This window comes from Ilumatobacter sp. (assembly GCF_965215205.1).
Taxonomy (GTDB): domain Bacteria; phylum Actinomycetota; class Acidimicrobiia; order Acidimicrobiales; family Ilumatobacteraceae; genus Ilumatobacter_A.
Genome location: NZ_OZ244049.1, coordinates 3,558,434 through 3,578,779, shown reverse-complemented (window position 1 = coordinate 3,578,779; position 20,346 = coordinate 3,558,434). Strand labels below are relative to the sequence as shown.

Annotated in this window: 17 protein-coding genes; all 17 read left to right on the top strand. The window is 71.2% G+C overall.

Going from position 1 to position 20,346, the window contains the following annotated elements; all coding sequences use genetic code 11:
- The first annotated feature begins 40 nt into the window (after positions 1-40).
- The 17 genes from nuoD (at position 41) to ACOOHC_RS16605 (ending at position 20,346) form a co-directional block, all read left to right on the top strand.
- Entirely contained in the window at positions 41-1,447 is a 1,407-nt protein-coding gene (nuoD, locus tag ACOOHC_RS16685; protein WP_420451523.1) for an NADH dehydrogenase (quinone) subunit D, read from the top strand.
- Positions 1,444-2,241, top strand: coding sequence for a hypothetical protein (locus ACOOHC_RS16680; protein WP_420451522.1), 798 nt, complete (start codon positions 1,444-1,446; stop codon positions 2,239-2,241). The genes nuoD and ACOOHC_RS16680 overlap by 4 nt, the downstream gene beginning before the upstream one ends.
- Positions 2,238-2,858: an NADH-quinone oxidoreductase subunit NuoE gene (gene nuoE / locus ACOOHC_RS16675; protein WP_420451521.1), complete on the top strand. Its 621-nt coding sequence runs from the start codon at positions 2,238-2,240 to the stop codon at positions 2,856-2,858. Before ACOOHC_RS16680 ends, nuoE begins: the two co-directional genes overlap by 4 nt.
- Positions 2,855-4,261 carry a complex I 51 kDa subunit family protein gene (locus tag ACOOHC_RS16670; protein WP_420451520.1) on the top strand — a complete coding sequence of 469 codons (1,407 nt, stop codon included), beginning with the start codon at positions 2,855-2,857 and terminating at the stop codon, positions 4,259-4,261. Before nuoE ends, ACOOHC_RS16670 begins: the two co-directional genes overlap by 4 nt.
- Complete coding sequence (gene nuoG, locus ACOOHC_RS16665) at positions 4,258-6,918, top strand: NADH-quinone oxidoreductase subunit NuoG (RefSeq protein WP_420451519.1); 2,661 nt, start codon at positions 4,258-4,260, stop codon at positions 6,916-6,918. Before ACOOHC_RS16670 ends, nuoG begins: the two co-directional genes overlap by 4 nt.
- Entirely contained in the window at positions 6,915-8,186 is a 1,272-nt protein-coding gene (nuoH, locus tag ACOOHC_RS16660) for an NADH-quinone oxidoreductase subunit NuoH (protein WP_420451518.1), read from the top strand. Before nuoG ends, nuoH begins: the two co-directional genes overlap by 4 nt.
- Positions 8,186-8,914, top strand: coding sequence for a NuoI/complex I 23 kDa subunit family protein (locus ACOOHC_RS16655; RefSeq protein WP_420451517.1), 729 nt, complete (start codon positions 8,186-8,188; stop codon positions 8,912-8,914). Before nuoH ends, ACOOHC_RS16655 begins: the two co-directional genes overlap by 1 nt.
- The gene (locus tag ACOOHC_RS16650) at positions 8,911-9,522 is read left to right on the top strand and encodes an NADH-quinone oxidoreductase subunit J (RefSeq protein WP_420451516.1); all 612 of its coding nucleotides are present in this window, start codon (positions 8,911-8,913) and stop codon (positions 9,520-9,522) included. The genes ACOOHC_RS16655 and ACOOHC_RS16650 overlap by 4 nt, the downstream gene beginning before the upstream one ends.
- Positions 9,519-9,830 (top strand): NADH-quinone oxidoreductase subunit NuoK, encoded by a 312-nt coding sequence (gene nuoK / locus ACOOHC_RS16645; RefSeq protein WP_420451515.1) that lies wholly within the window; start codon positions 9,519-9,521, stop codon positions 9,828-9,830. The genes ACOOHC_RS16650 and nuoK overlap by 4 nt, the downstream gene beginning before the upstream one ends.
- A 3-nt stretch (positions 9,831-9,833) precedes the next feature.
- Positions 9,834-11,963, top strand: a complete 2,130-nt coding sequence (gene nuoL / locus ACOOHC_RS16640; RefSeq protein ID WP_420451514.1) for an NADH-quinone oxidoreductase subunit L — start codon at positions 9,834-9,836, stop codon at positions 11,961-11,963.
- Complete coding sequence (locus tag ACOOHC_RS16635; protein ID WP_420451513.1) at positions 11,960-13,606, top strand: NADH-quinone oxidoreductase subunit M; 1,647 nt, start codon at positions 11,960-11,962, stop codon at positions 13,604-13,606. The genes nuoL and ACOOHC_RS16635 overlap by 4 nt, the downstream gene beginning before the upstream one ends.
- Positions 13,603-15,120, top strand: a complete 1,518-nt coding sequence (locus tag ACOOHC_RS16630) for an NADH-quinone oxidoreductase subunit N (RefSeq protein ID WP_420451512.1) — start codon at positions 13,603-13,605, stop codon at positions 15,118-15,120. Before ACOOHC_RS16635 ends, ACOOHC_RS16630 begins: the two co-directional genes overlap by 4 nt.
- 188 nt (positions 15,121-15,308) lie before the next feature.
- Entirely contained in the window at positions 15,309-15,833 is a 525-nt protein-coding gene (locus tag ACOOHC_RS16625) for a peroxiredoxin family protein (protein WP_420451511.1), read from the top strand.
- 66 nt (positions 15,834-15,899) lie between these two features.
- The gene (locus tag ACOOHC_RS16620; protein ID WP_420451510.1) at positions 15,900-16,286 is read left to right on the top strand and encodes a nuclear transport factor 2 family protein; all 387 of its coding nucleotides are present in this window, start codon (positions 15,900-15,902) and stop codon (positions 16,284-16,286) included.
- Between the two features lie 71 nt (positions 16,287-16,357).
- Positions 16,358-17,497: a BMP family protein gene (locus ACOOHC_RS16615; RefSeq protein WP_420451509.1), complete on the top strand. Its 1,140-nt coding sequence runs from the start codon at positions 16,358-16,360 to the stop codon at positions 17,495-17,497.
- 6 nt (positions 17,498-17,503) lie between these two features.
- Positions 17,504-19,126: an ABC transporter ATP-binding protein gene (locus tag ACOOHC_RS16610; protein ID WP_420451508.1), complete on the top strand. Its 1,623-nt coding sequence runs from the start codon at positions 17,504-17,506 to the stop codon at positions 19,124-19,126.
- Positions 19,123-20,346, top strand: coding sequence for an ABC transporter permease (locus ACOOHC_RS16605; RefSeq protein WP_420451507.1), 1,224 nt, complete (start codon positions 19,123-19,125; stop codon positions 20,344-20,346). The genes ACOOHC_RS16610 and ACOOHC_RS16605 overlap by 4 nt, the downstream gene beginning before the upstream one ends.

The window sequence follows — 20,346 nt, the reverse complement described above, 5'->3', positions numbered from 1 at the left end:
GAGCCAGCCACGACACGATCGCGAGAGAGGCACATCCTGCATGTCCACGACCGAAGAGGCACTGATCGACTCGGGTTCCGACCCGATCGAGATCGAGGACGAGCACGTCGACTCGCGCTACGCGGTGTTCGTCCCGAACACCCACGAGGGGCGCCAGCTCCTCAAGCCGCGCAGCGAGACCACGGCGCGCGAGCTGATGCGCGAGATCGGTTCCGTGCTGCGGTTGTCCGAGGCCGAGGCCGCCCGGCTGGGCGACCTCCCCGAGGACCCCGAGGACGATCAGACGATGATCATCAACATGGGACCCCAGCACCCCTCGACCCACGGGGTGCTCCGGTTGATGCTCGAGATGCAGGGTGAGCAGGTGCTGCGCTGCAAGCCGATCATCGGCTACCTGCACACCGGCATGGAGAAGACGGCGGAGTCGCTGACGTTCATGCAGGGCGGCACGAACGTGACGCGGATGGACTACCTCAGCCCGATCGCGAACGAGCTCGCCTTCTCGATGGCGACCGAGAAGCTGCTCGGCATCACCGAGGAGATCCCCGAGCGCGCCGTGTGGATCCGGACCCTGATGAGCGAGCTCAGCCGGATGGCGAGCCACCTGCTGTTCATGGCCACCAACGGCATGGACCTCGGCGCGGTGTCGATGATGATCTACGGGTGGCGCGAGCGCGAGGAGGTGCTGCGCTTCTTCCAGGAGGTCACCGGACTGCGGATGAACCACAACTACATCCGCCCGGGCGGGGTCGCCGCCGACCTGCCCGCCGGGTGGCGTGACGGGGTGGCCCGCCTGCTCGAGATGATCCCGCCCCGCCTCGACGAGTACGACACCCTCATGACCGGTCAGCCGATCTGGCGCGAGCGGTTGCAGGGCGTCGGCGTGATCACCCCCAACGAGGCCCTCGCCCTCGGGGCGACGGGACCGATCGTGCGCTCGACGGGGGTCCCGTGGGACCTGCGTCGCGACATCCCCTACGGCCGCTACGACCAGCTCGAGTTCGACGTGATCGTCGGCGAGTACGGCGACGCCTTCGACCGGTACGCGATCCGCCTGGCCGAGATCCGCGAGTCGATCCGCATCGTGGCGCAGATCGTGGAGATGATGCCCGGCGGCGACTTCCGGATCCAGGACAAGAAGGTCACCCCGCCGCCGCGCGCTCGGATCGACGAGTCGATGGAGGCGCTCATCCACCACTTCAAGATCTTCACCGAGGGGTTCAAGGTGCCCGAGGGCGAGGTGTACGTGGCGGTCGAGAGCCCGCGTGGCGAGCTCGGCTGCTACATGGCCAGCGACGGCTCGCCGACCCCGTACCGGGTGCACATGCGCGACCCCTCCTTCACCAACATCCAGTGCCTGCCGCACATGATGCGCGGTGGTCTCGTGGCCGATGCGGTCGCCGTGATCTCGAGCGTGGACCCGGTCCTCGGCGGGGTCGACCGATGAGGGCCGCCCGAGCCCTCCTCGTGGCGGTCGCGGTCGTGGCGGCCGGCTGCGGGAGCGATGACGACCCGACGACCGCCGAGACGACGGCGACCACCCCGTCGAGCTCCGAGACGGTGGTCGAGCAGACCGCCCCGGAGTCGACCGACGGCGCTGGCGCCACCGCGCCCGTGGACACGGCGGCGCCCGGCACCGCCGCCGACACCGCGGTGCCCGACACCGCGGCGCCCGACACCGCGGCGCCCGACACCGCGGCCGCGGGCACCGCGCCGGTCGGCACCGTGGACGGGTCCGCTCCCGGCACCTCGACGGAACCGGGAGGCGACGGCTCCTCCGAGGTCGACGCCGACGGCCGGTGGATCGCACCGTCGGGTGACTACTCCGTCGTGTTCCCCGACGGCGCCGAGCCGCGCGTGCTGGAGCAGGACGTGCCCCTCGGTCCCGAGACGCTCCGGATCCAGGTGCACCTCGTCGAGACGGGCGTCACCTCGGCCACGACAGCCACCCAGATCGACTACTCGAGCCTCGACGCCGAGGTGGTCCCCGACCTGCAGGGCGCGGTCGACGGAGCGATCGGGAACCTCCCCGGCGGCGAGCTGATCAGCCAGACCGAGCGCACGATCGACGGGCGCGACGCCATCGAGTACGAGTTCACGGCCGCCGGCGGGACCGGGTCCGGTCGCGCCCTGGTGGTCGAGCTCGACGGGACGGTGATCCAGCTCCAGGTGGTCCACGACGCGACCTCCGACGAACCCGACTTCATCGACACCTTCGAGCTGACGGGCGGTGCCGGATGAGCCGGTTGAGCGACCACAACGTCGTGCTGGCGCAGGAGATCATCTCCCGCTACCCACGGCCGAAGTCCGCCCTGATCCCGCTGCTGCACCTGAGCCAGGAGCAGAACGGCTACGTCACCCAGGACGCGATGCGCCACCTCGCCGAGCTGCTCGACATCACCCCGGCCGAGGTCATCGGCACGGCGACGTTCTACGAGATGTTCAAGTTCGAGCCGGTGGGCCGCTACGTGGTCAACATCTGCCAGACGATGTCGTGCGCCCTGCTCGGCGCCGACGAGCTCGTCCACCACGCCGAGCGCACCCTCGGGATCCGCGCCGGCAGCACCACCGCCGACGGGACGATCACCCTCGAGGTCGCCGAGTGCCAGGCGGCGTGCACCGAGGCGCCCACGCTGCAGGTGAACTACCGCCACCGCTACCGGGTGACCCACGACGACTTCGACCGCCTCGTCGAGGACCTGCGCTCGGGAGCGCTCGACGGCGAGATCCCGCCCCACGGGACGCTCGGCCGGTACCGGCAGGTGATCCCGTCGGACAAGTTCGTCGGAGCGCCCGACCCCGACGACGTGACGGAGGGGCCGGCGTGGATCCCGGTGACCGTCGGAGACGACTCGTGAGCGGCGCCGGAGACGAGATCGCCGTGGGGTTCCACGCGGGGGATCGCCCGCGCGTCGTCACCTCGCGCTTCGAGCACGCCGACAGCCACACGATCGACCGGTACCTCGCGACCGGGGGCTACGAGGGTCTGCGGGCCGCGCTCGAGCGCACCCCCGAGGAGGTCAGCGCCGAGGTGAAGGCCTCGACCCTGCTCGGACGTGGAGGCGCCGGCTTCCCGGCCGGCGTGAAGTGGGGGTTCACCCCCGAGGGCGTGTGGCCCCGCTACCTCGTCGTGAACGGCGACGAGTCCGAGCCGGGCACCTACAAGGACCGCCTGCTGATGGAGCGCGACCCCCACCAGCTCATCGAGGGGTCGCTGATCGCCTGCTACGCGGCGGGCCTGTCGCAGTGCTTCCTGTACGTGCGCGGCGAGATGCCCCTCGCGCACGAACGCATCGCCACGGCGCTCAACGAGGCCTACGAGCTCGGCTACGTGGGTCGCGGGATCATGGGCACCGACTTCAGCGTCGACGTCGTGCTCCACTGGGGTGCGGGCGCCTACGTCGTCGGCGAGGAGACGGCGCTGATCGAGTCGCTCGAGGGCGAGCGCGGGATGCCGCGGCTGAAGCCGCCGTACTTCCCGGCTGCGATCGGCCTCTACGGCCAGCCGACGATCGTCAACAACGTCGAGACCCTGTCGAACCTGCCCTTCATCGCGAGCAACGGATCCGACGCCTACACCGCGATCGGCACGGCCACGTCGCCGGGCACCCGCATGGTGGCGGTGTCCGGCCACGTGGTGCGCCCGGGGGTGTTCGAGATCGTCAACGGGTCGACGACCTTCCGCGACATCATCTACGGCGAGGAGTTCTCGCAGGGGATCCGCGACGGCAACGAGCTCAAGGCGTTCGTGCCCGGCGGGGGATCCGCGCCCTGGTTCGTCGAGGATCAGCTCGACATCCCGTTCGAGGGCAAGGAGGCCGGCCAGGCCGGCTCGATGCTCGGCTCGGGAGCGGTGATGGTGATGGACTCCGAGACCGACATCCCCGCGGCCGCCCTGACCCTCGTGCGGTTCTACGCCCACGAGTCGTGCGGCAAGTGCGTCCCGTGCCGCGAGGGCGGCACCTGGCTGCTGCGGATCCTCGAGCGCGTCTGCTCCGGGCACGGCACCACCGCCGACCTCGATCAGCTCCTCCAGGTGGGCCAGTCGATCTGCCCCGGTGACATGCCGCACGCCGCCAGCGAGCGGCTCGGCCTCGAGGCGGTGCCGTTCCCCTACAAGATGACGACCATCTGTTTCGTCGGGCCGTCCGCGTATGCTCCGGTCCACTCGGCGCTGACGTTGTTCCGCGACGAGTTCGAGGCGAAGGTGACCGCCGCACCCACGCGGATCACCATCCCCGTCACGGCAGCAGGCTCATGAGCGACGACACCCCCGACACCCCCGACCGCGACGCGGACGCCGACCGGGTCGACGAACCCGTCGACGCCGTCGAGGAGGGCTCGGCCCACACCGAGCAGAGCGCCGAGGTCGACGACGACGAGGTCGCCCGCGACGCGCACGCCGTCGAGGAGTCGAGCCAGGCGAGCGGGAAGGGCCCCGGGGAGCCGACCGACTCGGTCGCCGAGCCGTCCGGTGCCGCCACCGACGACGCGAGCCCGGCCCACGACGACAGCGACGACGACTTCACCGGGACCACCGACGAGGAGGCGGCCGATGCCGCCGACCCCGAGCCGGAGCCCGAGGCGGCGACGGTGCCGGTCACCCTGAACGGGCGGCCGATCGAGGCCCACGACGGCGAGCTGGTCATCGCGGCGGCCGACCGCCACGGTGCCTACATCCCGCACTTCTGCTACCACCCGCGCATGAAGTCGGTGGGGATGTGCCGTCAGTGCCTCGTCGAGGTCGACACCGGCCGCGGTCCCCAGCTCCAGCCGTCGTGCATGATCACCGTGTCGCCGGACATGAAGATCGAGACCGAGTCGCCCACGGCCAAGCGCGCCCAGGAGGGGATGATCGAGCTGCTCCTGGCGCAGCACCCCCTCGACTGCCCGGTGTGCGACAAGGGCGGCGAGTGCCCCCTCCAGGACCAGGCGTTCAGCCACGGGCCCGGCGAGTCGCGCTACATCGAGGAGAAGCGCCACTTCGAGAAGCCGATCCCGATCTCGGACCTCGTCCTGCTCGATCGCGAGCGCTGCATCCTGTGCGACCGCTGCACCCGCTTCGCCGACGAGGTCGCCGGCGACAAGCTGATCCACTTCACCCAGCGCGGCAACCAGACGCAGGTGATGACCTTCCCCGACGAGCCGTTCGCGTCGTACTTCTCGGGGAACACCGTCCAGATCTGCCCGGTCGGGGCGCTGACCGCCGAGCCGTACCGCTTCAAGGCGCGGCCGTGGGACCTCGCCCAGGAGGAGACCACCTGCACCACCTGCTCGGTGGGGTGCCGCACCGTCATCCAGTCGAGCCGCGACGAGATCCTGCGCTACCAGGGCGTCGACTCCGACCCCGTCAACCACGGGTGGTTGTGCGACCGCGGCCGCTACGACTTCGAGGCGGTCAACTCCGACCAGCGCATCGGGGATCCGCAGATCCGCACCGAGGCCGGACTCACGACGACCTCGTGGAGCTCGGCCCTCGGCGTCGCTCGCGACCTGATCGGCGAGGCGCTCTCCTCGGGCGGTGCGAGCAGCATCGGTCTGCTCGGCGGGGCGCGCGGCTCGAACGAGGACGCCTACGCGTGGGCGGCGATCGCGGACGCGCTCGGCATCGAGCACCGCGACGCCCAGCTCGGCGACGGGCTCCCCGCCTCGGTCCTCGGCTGCCGACGGGCGACGATCGACGAGGCGGCCACCGCGCCGACGATCGTCGTGCTCGGCCCCGACGTGAAGGAGGAGCTGCCGGTCCTGTACCTGCGCCTGCGCGAGGCCGTCGTCGACGGGTCCTCGAAGCTGATCGAGTTCTCGAGCATCGACACCGGCCTGTCCCGGGTGGCCACGCACACGTTCCGCCACCAGCCGGGGTTGCAGGCGAACGCCGTGGCCTCCGCCCGCGAGCACCTGCTCGACGCCGACGGCGACGTCGTGGTCGTCGTCGGTCGCTCCAACCTGGCCGAGTCGGCGGCGGGGACGATGACCGCCCTCGCGACCCTGCTCGACATCGTCCCCGGGGCGAAGGTCCTGCCGGCGCTGCGGCGCGGCAACGTCGTCGGGGCGATCTCGATGGGGTTGACCCCCGCCGACCCCGGACACGACGGCCTCGCCACCCTGCGGGCCGCCGCCGAGGGTCGCCTGGAGCTGCTGATCCTGCTCGGGTGCGACCCGCTGAACGACTGCCCCGACGCCGACCTCGCGCGCCGGGCCCTCGCCGGCGCGCGCCGGGTGATCTCGATCGACACCCACCCGAGCGAGTCCACCCAGCTCGCCGACGTGGTGCTCGCGGCCGCCGCCTACGGCGAGAAGGCCGGCACCACCACCAACATCGAGGGCCGCGTCACGACCCTCGCCGACAAGGTCACCACGACCGGCACGGCCCGGCCCGACTGGATGATCGCCGCCGAGCTCGCCGCGATGCTCGACGTGGAGACCGCGCTCGACGACGTGTCGACCGTCGCCGACGTCACCGAGGCGATCGCCGCCCACGTCGCCGGGTTCTCCGCCGTCACGCCCGCCGCCCTCGCCGCGAGCTCCGACGGGGTGCTCGCCGAGGTGGTGCCCACCGAGCTGGGCGACGTGTCGACCCCGGCCGGCATGCGCAACAGCTACGACCATCGCCTCGTGGTGAGCCGCAAGCTCTACGATCGGGCGATCGGCACCGCGATGTCCCCCTCCCTGGCTCGCCTCGCTCACGGAGCGGGCGCCTACGTCCACCCCCTCGACCTCGACCAGCTCGGGATCGAGGAGGGGCACGACGTCAAGCTCGTCGGGCGCACCACGTCGACCGTGCTGGCGATCCACGCCGACCCCCGGGTCGCGCGCGGGGTCGTGTGGTCGGCGTTCAACCAGGGCTCGAGCAGCGTCGAGGACCTGATCGACGCCTCCGAGGCCGTCACCGACGTGCGCATCGAGGTGGTGCGGTGACCGGCCTGGTCGCGATCGACCCGATCACCGAGGGCGGGCTGCTGTGGACCCCGATCCTGATCGTGCTGGTCAAGGTCGTCGTCGTGTTCGGGGTCAGCCTCGTCGCGACGATGGCGATGATCTGGGGGGAGCGCAAGGTCGTCTCGGGGATGCACAACCGGGTCGGTCCGAACAAGGCCGGCCCGTTCGGCCTGCTGCAGTCGCTCGCCGACGGGATCAAGGCGTTCTTCAAGGAGACGTTCACCCCGAGCAAGTCCGACCCGTTCATCTACAAGCTGGCGCCGTACCTGATGTTCGTCCCGGCGTTCCTGCTGTGGTCGGTGATCCCCCTCGGCGGCGACTTCTCCGACGGCCGCGACGGGACCGTGACGATCTTCGGGGAGACCACCCGCCTGCAGCTGGCGGATCCGCCGATCGGCATCCTGTTCGTGCTCGCGATGTCGGCGATCGCGGTGTACGGGGTGATGCTCGCCGGCTGGTCGTCGGGGTCCAAGTACCCCCTCCTCGGATCGGTGCGCGGCTCGGCGCAGATGATCTCCTACGAGGCCGCTCTCGGTCTGAGCCTGGCGGCGGTCCTCCTGACCAGCGGCACCCTGTCGACGGCGGGGATCGTCCGGGCGCAGGACGGCATCGCGAACTGGAACCTGCTCGCGACCGGGATCGTGCCGTTCGTGATCTTCGTCATCGCGACGACCGCCGAGCTCAACCGCCCGCCGTTCGACCTGGTGGAGGCCGAGCAGGAGCTGGTGTCGGGGTTCAACACCGAGTACGGCGGGATCAGCTTCGCGCTGTTCTTCCTCGCCGAGTTCATGAACCTGATCACGATGTCGGGGAGCATCGTCACGCTGTTCCTGGGCGGACCCCAGCCCCTGGAGATCGCCGGCTTCGACCTGTTCGGTTGGGCCGGCCCGGTCGGCGGCACCCTCTGGTTCGTCGCCAAGCTGCTGATGTTCCTGTACATGTACATCTGGTTCCGGGCGACGCTGCCGCGGCTGCGCTACGACCAGCTGATGGACTTCGGCTGGAAGATCCTCATCCCGCTCTCGCTGGGGTGGTTCCTGCTCCTCGCCGCGCTGCGCCAGTTCTCGCCCGACGGGACCTTCGCCGACAGCCTGCGAGTCGTGGCGATCTCGGTGGCCGTGGGTCTCGCGGCGACCGGGCTGTTCGTCGTGGCGCTGCGCGTCGCGGCGAGCGATCGCACCGAGTCCGTGGGGGCCGCCCCGCTCGATCCGCGGACCGCCGACGAGACGAAGGGAGCGAGCGTCTGATGGGCTACCTCGACGGATTCCTGGTCACCGCACGACAGCACCGCCTGTTCGGCGGCAAGCGCGTCACCACCGAGTACTCGGGGGGGCGCAAGGCGAGCGGGCGGCAGGCCAAGGACGCGTCGTCATCCGGCCCGCCCGCCCGCGACGTCGAGCACGACACCAAGCTCCCGCGCTTCGAGCGCCTCCACGGCCGGCACGTGCTGAACCGCTACGAGGACGGCATGGAGAAGTGCATCGGCTGCGAGCTGTGCGCCGGCGTGTGCCCCGCCAAGTGCATCCACGTCCGCGGTGCCGACAACGATCCGGTGAACCCGACCTCACCGGGGGAGCGGTTCGGGTGGATCTACGAGATCAACTACCTCCGCTGCATCCACTGCGACCTGTGCGTCGAGGCGTGCCCGACGGAGGCGATCACCGAGTCGAAGCTGTTCGAGTTCTCCTTCACGAACCGCAAGGACGCGATCTACACCAAGGACGAGCTCGTCGTCGACGACGAGGGCCGGCCGAAGGACCTCCCGTGGGAGGACTGGCGCGCGGGCGACGACGAGCACACCTCGGGGTGGATGCGCGCCACGTCGTCGTCGGGTGACGCCACCTTCGAGGGCGAGGTCGGGTGGAGCGGTGAGCTCGGCTACGGGGTGCGCGACGCCGAGCCGACCCAGGCCGTGGCCGACGACGCGTCGACGGAGTCGGCGCAGCGCACCACCGTGCGCAAGGTCGGTCGATGAGCGACGCCACCGTCCTCGAGTACGTCGTGTTCGCCGTGGCGAGCCTGATGATGCTCGGCGGGGCGGTCGGGGTCATCGCGTTCCGCAACCCCGTGTACTCGGCGCTCGGCCTCGTGCTCACGCTGTTCGGCGTGGCGGTCCACTTCGTCGCCCAGGAGGCGCACTTCCTCGCCGCGGTCCAGGTGATCGTCTACGCCGGCGCCATCGTCGTGCTGTTCCTGTTCGTCATCATGCTCCTCGGGGTCGACAAGGTGAGCGACCTGTCGATCGAACCCATCCCGATCCAGCGCCCGATGGCGGCCGTCATGGCCGTCGGACTGCTCGGTCTCGTGACCGCCGCCGTCGTCCGCGCCGGTGACGCGATCGGCTCGATCGCCCCGCGCGTCGACGCGACCGGCGCCCCGATCCAGCTCGACGTGGCCGGCCGGGCCGCGGCCGACGGCACGGTCGTCGGAGGCGACGGCAACATCCGCCAGCTGGCGCAGAACCTCTACACCGACCACGTCTTCGCGTTCGAGCTGACCTCGGTGCTGCTGATCGTCGCGGTCGCCGGCACCGTGATGATGACGCGCCGGTGGCCCAAGGCGGAGACGTCCGACGTCGCATGATCGCCGCCATCGAAACGACCTGGTACCTCGTCGTCGCCGCGCTCCTGTTCTCGCTGGGCGCGTTCGGCCTGCTGATCCGGCGCAACCCGCTGGTGATGTTCATGTGCATCGAGCTGATGCTGAACGCGGCGAACCTGACCTTCGTGGCGCTGGCGACGCAGCTGGGTGACATCAACGGCCAGACGGCCGTCTTCTTCGTGCTCGTGGTCGCGGCGGCCGAGGTCGTCGTCGGCCTCGGCATCCTGGTGTCGATCCTGCGCCGGCGACCGGGCGCGACGGCCGACGACCTCGCCGAGCTGAGGGGCTGAGCGGTGACCGAACTCGTCTGGCTCGTTCCCGCGTTCCCGCTGGTGGGCTTCCTCACGATCCTCGTCGCCGGGCGCCGCCTCGGCGAGCCGCTCTCGGGGTTCCTCGCGACCGCGATGGTCGGCGCGAGCTTCGTCGTGTCAGCGCTGATCTACCTCGACCTGCTCGGCACGGACGCCGAGGAGCGATCCCACGTCGAGACGCTGTTCTCGTGGGTGCCGGTGTCGGACCTGCAGATCGACATGGCGTTCCTCGTCGATCCGCTGTCGATCACGATGTGCCTGTTCGTGACCGGGATCGGGTCGCTGATCCACCTGTACTCGGTGGGCTACATGCACGGGGATCCGAAGTTCTCCAAGTTCTTCCTCTACCTCAACCTGTTCATCCTCTCGATGACGCTGCTGGTGCTCGGTTCCAACCTGCTGGTCACCTTCCTCGGGTGGGAGGGGGTGGGCACCTGCTCGTACTTCCTCATCTCGTTCTGGCACACGAAGGACGCCAACGCGACAGCCGGCAAGAAGGCGTTCGTCACGAACCGCATCGGTGACTTCGGGTTCATGCTCGCGATGTTCCTCGGCTTCGGTGCCGTCGGATCGGTGGACTACGCCGTGCTCAACGACTCCGCCCTCGCGGGGACGCTCGCACCGGCGACGGCGACCGGGATCGCCGCGCTGCTGTTCGTCGGTGCGGTCGGCAAGTCCGCCCAGCTCCCCCTGTACGTGTGGCTGCCGGACGCGATGGCCGGACCGACCCCCGTCTCCGCGCTGATCCACGCGGCGACGATGGTCACCGCCGGGGTGTTCCTGATGGTGCGGGTCAACCCGGTGATCGGCGCCGCCGCCGACTGGGTGCCCGTCGTCATCGCCTGGACCGGGGCGATCACCGCCCTGTTCGCCGCCACGGTCGCGCTCGCGCAGAACGACATCAAGAAGGTGCTCGCCTACTCGACGGTCAGCCAGCTGGGCTACATGTTCCTCGCGGTGGGCACCGGCGCGTACGTCGCGGCCATCTTCCACATGGTGACCCACGCCTTCTTCAAGGCGCTGCTCTTCCTCGGTTCCGGGTCGGTGATCCACGGGATGCACGAGGAGCAGGACATGCGCAAGATGGGCAAGCTCTTCCGCTTCATGCCGATCACCGCGGGCACGTTCATCATCGGCTGGCTCGCGATCGCCGGGGTCCCGCCGTTCGCCGGGTTCTGGTCGAAGGACGAGATCCTCCTCTTCGCGCTCGCCGAGAACCCCGTCCTGTACGTCATCGGCATCGTCACCGCGATCCTCACGGCGTTCTACATGACCCGCCAGGTCGTGATGACCTTCTTCGGCGAGCAGCGCTGGGGCAGCCGCGCGAACGCCGTCGAGGCGGCCCACCTCGACGGCGCGGCCGACGGGCCCGGCGGCGAGGTCTCCGACACCGCCGGGGCGACCGAGGGCGCCGAGGCCGAGGCCGTCGCGGAGGAGGGCACCGGCCCCGAGAGCTCGGACCCCGCGACCGCGCCGGACCACGACGGCGAGCCCGTCGGCGCGACCCACGGCGCGCACGGCGAGTTCAAGCCCCACGAGTCCCCCCCGTTCATGGTCATCCCGCTGGTCGTGCTCGCCGGGCTGTCGATCGTCGGCGGGGTCATCCAGCTCCCGTCGCTCGGGTTCGTGCCGTCGTCGTGGCAGCACAAGCTGCTCGACTGGCTCGAGCCGCTCGTCGAGTTCGGCGAGGGGCCCGAGTCGCGCGGCATCGGCGAGGCGATCATCGACGGCACCTGGGCCGACGACAACAAGATCGTGCTGATCGCGATCGCGGTGGCCTGCGCCCTCGCGGGGATCGTCGCCGCCTTCTTCGTCTACCAGCGACGTGCGGTCGACCCCGTCGAGCCCGAGCTGCTCGCACGCGGGTGGCGCTACGACGAGGCGATCGCCTGGTTCACGGGCAACCCCGGGCGCTCCGGGTTCCAGGGTGTCGCCGACGCCGACTCGCGGATCGTCGACGGGAGCGTGAACGGGGTCGCCGCAGCGGTCCGCGCGGTCGGCGGCGAGCTGCGACGCGGCCAGACCGGCTACGTCCGCCAGTACGCCGGCGTGATCGGCATCGGCGTCGTCCTGCTCCTCGTCTGGTTCGTCGTCGTCCGGGGGATCCTGTGACCGGCCGGGTCGAGGTCCTGGCCGCCGAGGCGGCCCACGGCGGGTCCGGGTCGTTCCCGATCCTGTCGATGCTGATCGTCGTGCCGATCGTCGCCGCGGCTGCGATCACCCTCACCGGCGCGCGTCGCACCGACTGGGCGAAGCTGATCGCCGTCGCCTCCTCGGTCACGACCGGGGCGATGAGCGTCTGGCTGCTCGCGTCGTTCGACCGCGACGCCGACGGCTTCCAGTTCGTCTCCGATGTCACCTGGATCGAGCGGTGGGGCATCGGCTGGCACCTCGGCGTCGACGGGATCTCGCTGTTCCTGGTGGTGCTGACGGCGTTGCTGTTCCCCCTGGCGATCGTCGGGATCGACCCCCACCACGACTCCAAGCCGTACCTCGCGTGGCTCATGATGCTCGAGGCCGGGGTCATCGGCTCGTTCGTGAGCCTCGACCTGTTCCTGTTCTTCCTGTTCTTCGAGATCGTGCTCGTGCCGATGTACTTCCTCATCGGCGGGTGGGGCTACGAGAGCCGCGAGTACGCGGCGATGAAGTTCTACCTGTACACGTTCCTCGGCTCCGCGTTCATGTTCGTGTCGATCACCGCGACCGCGTTCCTCGCGGCCGACGACCTCGGGCGCGTCACGTTCGACCTCGTGGAGATCGCCGAGGGAGCGGACTTCGCGGCGTCGACCGGCCGGTGGCTGTTCTTCGGGTTCGCCGTGGCGTTCGCCGTGAAGGTGCCCATCTTCCCGCTGCACACCTGGCTGCCCGACGCCCACACCCAGGCGCCCACCGCCGGGTCGGTGGTGCTCGCCGGGGTGATGCTCAAGCTCGGCACCTACGGCTTCCTGCGCTTCGGCCTGTACCTGTTCCCCGAGGCCGCGGTGTGGAGCCGGTCGCTGTGGCTCACCCTGGGCGTGATCGGGATCATCTACGGCGCGATCGCGGCGACGATGCAGACCGACCTCAAGCGACTCGTCGCGTACTCCTCGATCGCCCACCTCGGCTTCATCGTGCTCGGCACGTTCGCGTTCACGTCGCAGTCGATCTCGGGGTCGGTCATCCAGATGGTCAACCACGGGGTGTCGACCGGTGCGCTGTTCCTCCTCGTCGGGATGATCTACGAGCGCCGCCAGACCCGGGCCATCTCCGAGCTCAACGGGCTGCAGTCGGTGGCGCCGATCTTCGCCGCGGGGTTCATGGTGGTGATGCTCTCCTCGATCGGGGTCCCCGGCCTCAACGGATTCGTCGGTGAGTACCTGATCCTGATCGGCTCGTTCCAGACCGCTCGCTGGTGGGCCGTGGTCGCGACCGCCGGCGTGATCCTCGCCGCGCTCTACCTGCTGTGGGCCTACCAGCGGGTGTTCCACGGCGAACCGACCGACGACGACCGGACCTTCCCCGAGCTGCGCTTCACCGAGGCGCTGGTCCTCGTGCCGTTCCTCGTGGCGATCGTGTTCACCGGCGTCTACCCGAAGCCGCTGCTGGAGAGGATCGAGCCGAGCGTCGACCGCCTCGTCGCCCACGTCGTCGACAACTCGTCGCACGAGGATCCGACGATCGGCTCCCAGCGCGGTGAGTTCACCGTCGAGCACGGTGGCTCCGACGCCGGCGAGCACGGCGGCGACGACGAGAGCGGCGAGGGGGCCGACCGATGAGCGACCTGCTGGCGCAGTTCGACCCGATCTCCCCCGGCGGGCCCGAGGTGCAGTGGTTCGCCCTGTCCCCCCTGCTCGTCCTCGTCGGCGGTGCCCTGCTGATGCTCGTGGTCGGTGCGCTCACACCGCGGTGGCCGAGCGGCCTCACCGCCTTCGCGTCCGCCGCGACCGCAGGGACGGCCGGGGTGCTCGCGATCGTGCTGTGGGACGACATCTCCGACGACGGCCCGATGACCCTCGTGGAGGGCGCGCTGGCGTTCGACACGTTCGCGATGTGGTCGACGATCGTGCTGTCGGCGTCGGTGGTGCTCGTGTCGCTGCTCGCGGACCAGTACCTGCGCGACACCCCCAACGACGGCCCCGAGGTCTACGCGCTGCTGCTCGTGGCCGCGGCCGGCGGGATCGTGATGTCGGCCGCGAACGACCTGATCGTGCTGTTCCTCGGTCTCGAGACCCTGTCGCTCGCCTTCTACGTGCTCGCCGCCTCGAACCGTCGCAGCGACACCTCGGCCGAGTCGGGGCTGAAGTACTTCGTGCTCGGCGGGTTCTCGTCCGCCTTCTTCCTCTACGGGATCGCGCTGGTGTACGGCGCGACCGGCTCGACGAACATCTCCGAGATGGTCGCCAACCTCGCCGGCGGCCTCGACTCCGACAACGACACCCTCGCCCTCGCGGGGATCGCGCTGCTGATCGTCGGGCTCGGCTTCAAGGTGGCGGCGGCTCCGTTCCACGTGTGGACGCCCGACGTCTACCAGGGCGCGCCGTCTCCGGTCACCGCGTTCATGGCCTCGGCGGGCAAGGCCGCCGCGTTCGGAGCTCTCGTGCGCGTCCTGGTCAGCGGGTTGCCGTTCTACCGCGACGACTGGCGTCCGGTGATCTGGGCGATCGCGGTGGCGTCGATGCTCGTCGGCTCGTTCCTCGCGATCGTGCAGACCGACGTGAAGCGGATGCTCGCCTACTCCTCGATCAGCCACGCCGGGTACGTGCTCGTCGGCGTCGAGGCGGCGGCGCACACCGCCGGCGACGCGGTGGGGGGCCTCGGGATCTCCTCGGTCCAGCTCTACCTGCTGCTCTACGCGGTGCTGGTCATCGGCTCGTTCGGCGTGGTGACCGTCGTCGCCGGCACCGGATCGGCCGACATCTCGACGTTCGCCGGCCTCGCCAAGCGGTCGCCCGCCCTCGCGGTCGCGTTCACCGTGTTCCTCCTCGCGCAGGCGGGCGTCCCGTTCACGTCGGGCTTCGTCGCGAAGTTCGGCGTGGTGCAGGCCGCCGTCGAGGTCGACAGCTTCGTGCTCGCCATCATCGCGATGGTGACCGCGGTCGTCGCGGCGTTCCTCTACCTGCGGATCATGGTCAGCATGTGGCTGCACGACGGGGACGAGGGCTCGGCCAGCGTCGACGTCCCGCTGTCGGGTGCGGTGGCGATCACGATCGCCGCGGTGTTCACGATCGCCGTCGGGATCTACCCGTCGTGGTTGATCGACCTGTCGGACAGCATCCAGCTCGTCCGCTGACGCCGACGCCGTCGCCCGCCGATCTCCGGGGTGGCCCCGCCAGCGGTCATGATCGCGAGATGACCGAATCGAACGACATCGACGAACCGATCATGGGCCTGCGACGGGGCGGTTCCGCCGTCGTGCTGCTCACCTACCGCGGCGATTGGTGACCGTACTGCTGCGGCCAGCTCGTGAAGCTGGCGGCGATGAGCGACGGGATCCACGCAGCCGGGGGCGAGGTGATCGCGATCAGCGTCGACTCCGAGGAGCGCAACGCCGCCATGCGCGAGCGCTGGCCCGTCGAGAGCTTCCTGTTCGTCTCCGACCCGGGCGGCGAGGAGCACCTGCGACGGATGGACGTGTTCGACCCCGAGGAGCGAGGCGGGATCGCGCTGCCGGGCCTCTTCGTCCTCGCCCCCGACGGGCGTGAGGTCTTCGCGCACCGCGGGCGCGACTTCGCGGATCGCACCGAGGACGACGTCGTCGAGGCCCTCGAGCGGCTCGGCCTCGACGCGATCGAGGCGCCCGCCGGCGCCCCCGTCGTCGCCGACGTCGAGGTCGACCAGAAGGGCACCTTCACCCCGGAGCTGTTCACGCCGTACTTCCTCGGCAACCGCTTCGGCGCGATGGCGATCGCCGGGCGGCTGGACGGCGATGCGCGCGACGTCGCGGAGGAGCACGCCGACATGGCGGCGGCGATGCTCGAGGCGTGGAAGGAGGTCCGCTCCTGACGAGGCGGGTCCGAGGGGCCCGACGTGGGTCGCCGGGCCGGTGGCGCTCGCGGTACGGTGCGCGCGGTGGACGACGTCGATCCCGTCAGAGCTGCCAACGGCGCCTTCTACCGGGCCCACGAGGAGCGCGACCTCGACGCGATGGCGGAGGTGTGGCACCGCTCGGAGCGAGCGGTCTGCGTGCACCCGGGCTGGCCCGTGCTGCGCGGGTGGGACCAGATCGCCGAGTCGTGGCGGAGGATCTTCGCGGGTCCGGGGCGCAACCAGTTCCTGCTCACCGGCGAGTCGTTCGACGTCGGCGCCGACCGGGCGTGGGTGACGGTGGAGGAGAACCTCGTCGACGGCGACCGGATGGTCGCGGTGTCGGCGCTGAACGTGTTCGCGCTGGTGCCCGACCGGTGGGCGATGGTCGCCCACCACGCCTCGCCGATCGTCCCGATGCTCGACCGGTGAGCCGGCCCCCCCGCCCCTGTTCACGTCACCGAAACACGCGGGTAACAGAGGCATCGCTACCTTCCCGGGTCATGACGAGCACCACCTCCACCGTCCGCCGCGTCGCCGGCGCGATCGCCGCCGTCGGCCTCCTCGCCTCGTGCGGGAGCGACGGCTCCGCCGACGACGAGGCCGCGGACGACGGCGCGTCGAGCGAGAGCGCGACCACCGACGAGCCCGCCGGGACCGCTGTCGGGGCCGAGACCGACACGACGTCGCCGGCGGGGACCGCGGGCGGCACGGCGAGCGCCGGATCCGCGTCGGGTGACGCCCCGAAGCTCGCGATCGTGTACTCCGCCGAGTGGTTCGACGGGTCGTGGGGCGAAGCCGCCTACGACGGCGCGAACGCCCTCGAGGAGGAGGGCGTGGTCAGCGAGATCGCCCTCTCGGAGAACGTGCAACCCGGTGCCGAGGCCGAGCGGGCGATGCGCTCCTACGCCGAGGACGGGTTCAGCCCGATCATCGCCCACTCGTTCGACTTCGGAGACGACGTCAAGAAGGTCGCCGCCGACTTCCCCGACACGATCTTCGTCTACGCCGGCGGCTTCGGTGACGTCGAGGGCAACGTCGGCGACTACGAGCAGCCCTTCTACCAGGCGTCGTACCTGGAGGGGATCCTCGCCGCAGGAGCCACCGAGGAGGGTGACGTCGCCGGGGCGGCCGGGTTCGAGATCCCCGCCTGCTACTCCATGTACGAAGCCTTCCTCGCCGGCGCCCGAGAGGTCCGGCCCGAGACCGAGGGCAGCTTCGTGGCCGTCGGCGACTGGTACGACGTGCAGCTCGCGAAGGAGGCCGCGATCGGCCAGGCCGACGGCGGCGCGACGATGTTCGTCGGGTGCGGCCAGGCCCCGACCTTCGGCCAGATCGAGGCCGCCAACGACCTCGGCGGGGTCTCGACCGGCTACGTCGGCGACATGGGCGATGTCGGCGAGTCGGTGCTCTCGTCGTTCGTCTGGAACCTCGACACGGTGTTCGCCCAGATGGTCGAGACCGTGCGGTCCGGTTCGAGCGCGGCCGAGTACTACGGGGTCGGCCTCGCCGACGGCGGTCTGGAGGTCGTGATCGACGACCCCGAGGCGGTCTCCGACGAGGCGATGGCGCTCTACGACCAGCGCCTGAGCGAGATCCAGGACGGCTCGTTCGAGGTCCCGTTCGTCCCCGAACGAGGCTGAGGGTCGATGACGTCGGGACGCGCCGGGCCGTCGGACGGCCCGAGCGCGTCCACGGCGCCCGAGCGCGGTCGCCCGGCGGTCGAGATGTCGGGCATCCGCCGGTCCTTCGGGACGACGGTCGCGCTCGACGGCATCGACCTCGTCCTGCGCGACGGGGAGATCCACGCCGTCCTCGGGGCGAACGGAGCGGGCAAGACCACGCTGATGCGCGTCCTCGCCGGCCTCGAGCGCCCCGACGCCGGCGAGGTGGTGATCGACGGTGAGGCGGTGAGCGAGTTCGAACCGCGCCGGGCGCGCTCGCGCGGGGTGGCGCTCGTGCAGCAGCACTTCACCCTCGTCCCGACGCTGACCGCGGCGGAGAACCTCGTGCTCGCCCGTCCCGACGGGCGCCTGCGACCCGATCGAGGCGCCCTGCGCCGTCGCCTCGACGAGCTCGTCGAGCGCTACGGCCTCGACGTGCGCGGCGACGTCGCCGCCTCCGAGCTGTCCGTCGGTGAGCAGCAGCGCCTCGAGCTCCTGCGTGCGCTCGACGCCGATGCGCGGGTGCTCGTGCTCGACGAGCCGACCGCGGTGCTGACCGACCGCGAGGCCGAGCACCTGCTGGGGGTGTGCCGGTCGCTCGCCGACGACGGTCGAGCCGTCGCGGTGATCACGCATCGGCTCGGCGAGGTGTTCTCCGGCTGCGACCGGGTGAGCGTGCTGCGCGCGGGGCGCGAGGTGCTCGGAGACGTCGCGGTCGCCGACTGCGACCGCGCCCAGCTCGCGACGGCCATGATCGGATCGGAGTCGACCGGGAGGTTCGCGGCGCGCGAGCCGGCCGTGCCCACCCCGTCGATCGACGGCGGGATCCGCGGGTCGGTGACGAGGGGATCGGGGCCGTCCCCGGACGCGCCGCCGTCGCGGCGCGTCCGCCTGGCCGCTCGCGGGCTCGGCGCCGGACGGGTCCACGGCCTCGACCTCGACGTGGCGGCCGGGGAGATCGTGGGGATCGCGGGGATCGACGGGAACGGCCAGTCGGATCTCGAGGCGGTGCTGTCGGGGCGGGCCGCCCCCGACGCCGGCACGGTCACCATCGACGGGTCCGCGATCGAGACCGGCGACCCGGCCGCCCGGGCGGCGGCCGGCGTCGCGTACGTCCCCTCGGACCGCTACCGCCACGGGCTCGTGCGGCCGATGGACCTCTCGGAGAACCTGGAGCTCGGCCGGACGCGCACCGTCCGCCACCCGCGCCGACGGCGCCACCGCGAGGCCACCGACCGGCTCGACGACTGGGACGTCCGCTCCGCCGGCCCCGGTGCCGCCGCCTCGACGCTCTCGGGCGGCAACGCCCAGAAGCTGGTGCTCGCGCGCGAGCTCGGGGGCGACCCCGGTGTGGTCGTGGCCTGCTACCCGACGCGCGGGCTCGACCCGGGAGCCGCGGCGACCGTGGCGGAGCGCCTGGTGGAGCGCGCTCGGCGGGGGTCGGCCGTGCTGTGGATCGGCGCCGAGCTCGACGAGCTGTTCGCCGTCTCCGACCGGATCGTCGTGATGTCCGACGGCGCAGCGGCCGGCGAGTTCCACCCGCCCTTCGATCGCGACGCGATCGGGCTGGCGATGACCGACGACGTCTCACCGGTGGCGTCGACGTGAGCGGCCCGGACCGTGACGTCACCGTCGACGAGGCGCCCGGGGGCGCGTCGGTGACTCACCGGGGGTCGAGGTTCGACGAGAGGAGCGATGCTGCGTCGGCCGATCGCGGCGCGTCGAGCGAGGCGGCCGCCGAGGGGCTGGAACCGGGGGCCGGTGGCGTGGACGCCACGGTGGCCGGGTGGTTCGACCGCTCCGCGTCGTCGGGGATTGCCTCCGCGGTCGCGATCCCGGTGCTCGCGACCGCGTTCGCCCTCGTCGTGGGCGCCGTGCTGATCGCCTGGATCGGCAGCGACCCGGTCTCCGTGTACGCCGACGTGGTCGACGGGGTCGTGCGTGCGCCGCGGGGGTTCAGCGACACCGCGACGACCGCCACCCCCGTGCTGCTCATCGCGCTCGGCTACGCCTTCGCCTACCGGGCGCGCGTGTTCACCATCGGCGCCGAGGGCCAGTACCTGCTCGGCGCGGTCGCGGCCGTCGGCGCGGTCACCGCCCCGGGGGTCCGCGACCTCCCCGCAGCGGTCCTGGTCCTGCTCGGTCTCGTCGTCGGCGCGCTCGCCGGTGCGGCGTGGAGCGCGCTGTCGGGGGTGCTGCACGTGCGCTTCGGGGCGAGCATCGTCATCTCGTCGCTGATGCTCGTCTACATCGCGCAGGCCACGCTGCAGTGGGCCAACCGCGTCGGGATCCGCGACCCCGACTCCTTCGTCCCGGCCAGCCGCCAGGTGGGCGGCGCGGCCCTCCCCGAGATCCCGTGGATCGACACCCACGCCGGGTTCGCGATCGCGCTCGCCGTGGTGCCGGTGATGGCGTGGGTGCTGGCCCGCCACCGGCTCGGGTACCGCGTGCGCGCGCTCGGCGACAACGCCGAGGCGCTCGACGCGAACGAGGTCTCGGCGAACCGCGTCGTCGTGATCGTGCTGGTCGTGTCCGGAGCCCTGGCCGGGCTCGCCGGGTTCGTCGAGATCGCCGGGGTCAACGGCCGCCTGAACGACTCGGCCAGCCTCGGCTACGGCTTCACCGCGATCGTCGTCGCCCTCGTCGGTCGGCTCCACCCCGTCGGCGTGCTCGTCGCCGCGCTCGCCCTCGCCGCCCTCGACATCGGGTTCGAGGTCGCCGCTCGCTCCTCGGACCTGCCGACCTCGATGGCGGGCCTCGTGCAGGTGCTGGTGGTCGTCTTCGTCGTCGCCGGCGACGCGGTCCACGAGCGGTGGTCGGCGACGTGA

Excerpts from the sequence above, each read along its gene's own strand:
- nuoD (WP_420451523.1), top strand. The coding sequence starts at position 41 with ATGTCCACGACCGAAGAGGCACTGATCGACTCGGGTTCCGACCCGATC.
- ACOOHC_RS16680 (WP_420451522.1), top strand. The coding sequence starts at position 1,444 with ATGAGGGCCGCCCGAGCCCTCCTCGTGGCGGTCGCGGTCGTGGCGGCC.
- nuoE (WP_420451521.1), top strand. The coding sequence starts at position 2,238 with ATGAGCCGGTTGAGCGACCACAACGTCGTGCTGGCGCAGGAGATCATC.
- nuoG (WP_420451519.1), top strand. The coding sequence starts at position 4,258 with ATGAGCGACGACACCCCCGACACCCCCGACCGCGACGCGGACGCCGAC.
- ACOOHC_RS16655 (WP_420451517.1), top strand. The coding sequence starts at position 8,186 with ATGGGCTACCTCGACGGATTCCTGGTCACCGCACGACAGCACCGCCTG.
- ACOOHC_RS16650 (WP_420451516.1), top strand. The coding sequence starts at position 8,911 with ATGAGCGACGCCACCGTCCTCGAGTACGTCGTGTTCGCCGTGGCGAGC.
- nuoK (WP_420451515.1), top strand. The coding sequence starts at position 9,519 with ATGATCGCCGCCATCGAAACGACCTGGTACCTCGTCGTCGCCGCGCTC.
- ACOOHC_RS16630 (WP_420451512.1), top strand. The coding sequence starts at position 13,603 with ATGAGCGACCTGCTGGCGCAGTTCGACCCGATCTCCCCCGGCGGGCCC.
- ACOOHC_RS16625 (WP_420451511.1), top strand. The coding sequence starts at position 15,309 with ATGAGCGACGGGATCCACGCAGCCGGGGGCGAGGTGATCGCGATCAGC.
- ACOOHC_RS16615 (WP_420451509.1), top strand. The coding sequence starts at position 16,358 with ATGACGAGCACCACCTCCACCGTCCGCCGCGTCGCCGGCGCGATCGCC.
- ACOOHC_RS16610 (WP_420451508.1), top strand. The coding sequence starts at position 17,504 with ATGACGTCGGGACGCGCCGGGCCGTCGGACGGCCCGAGCGCGTCCACG.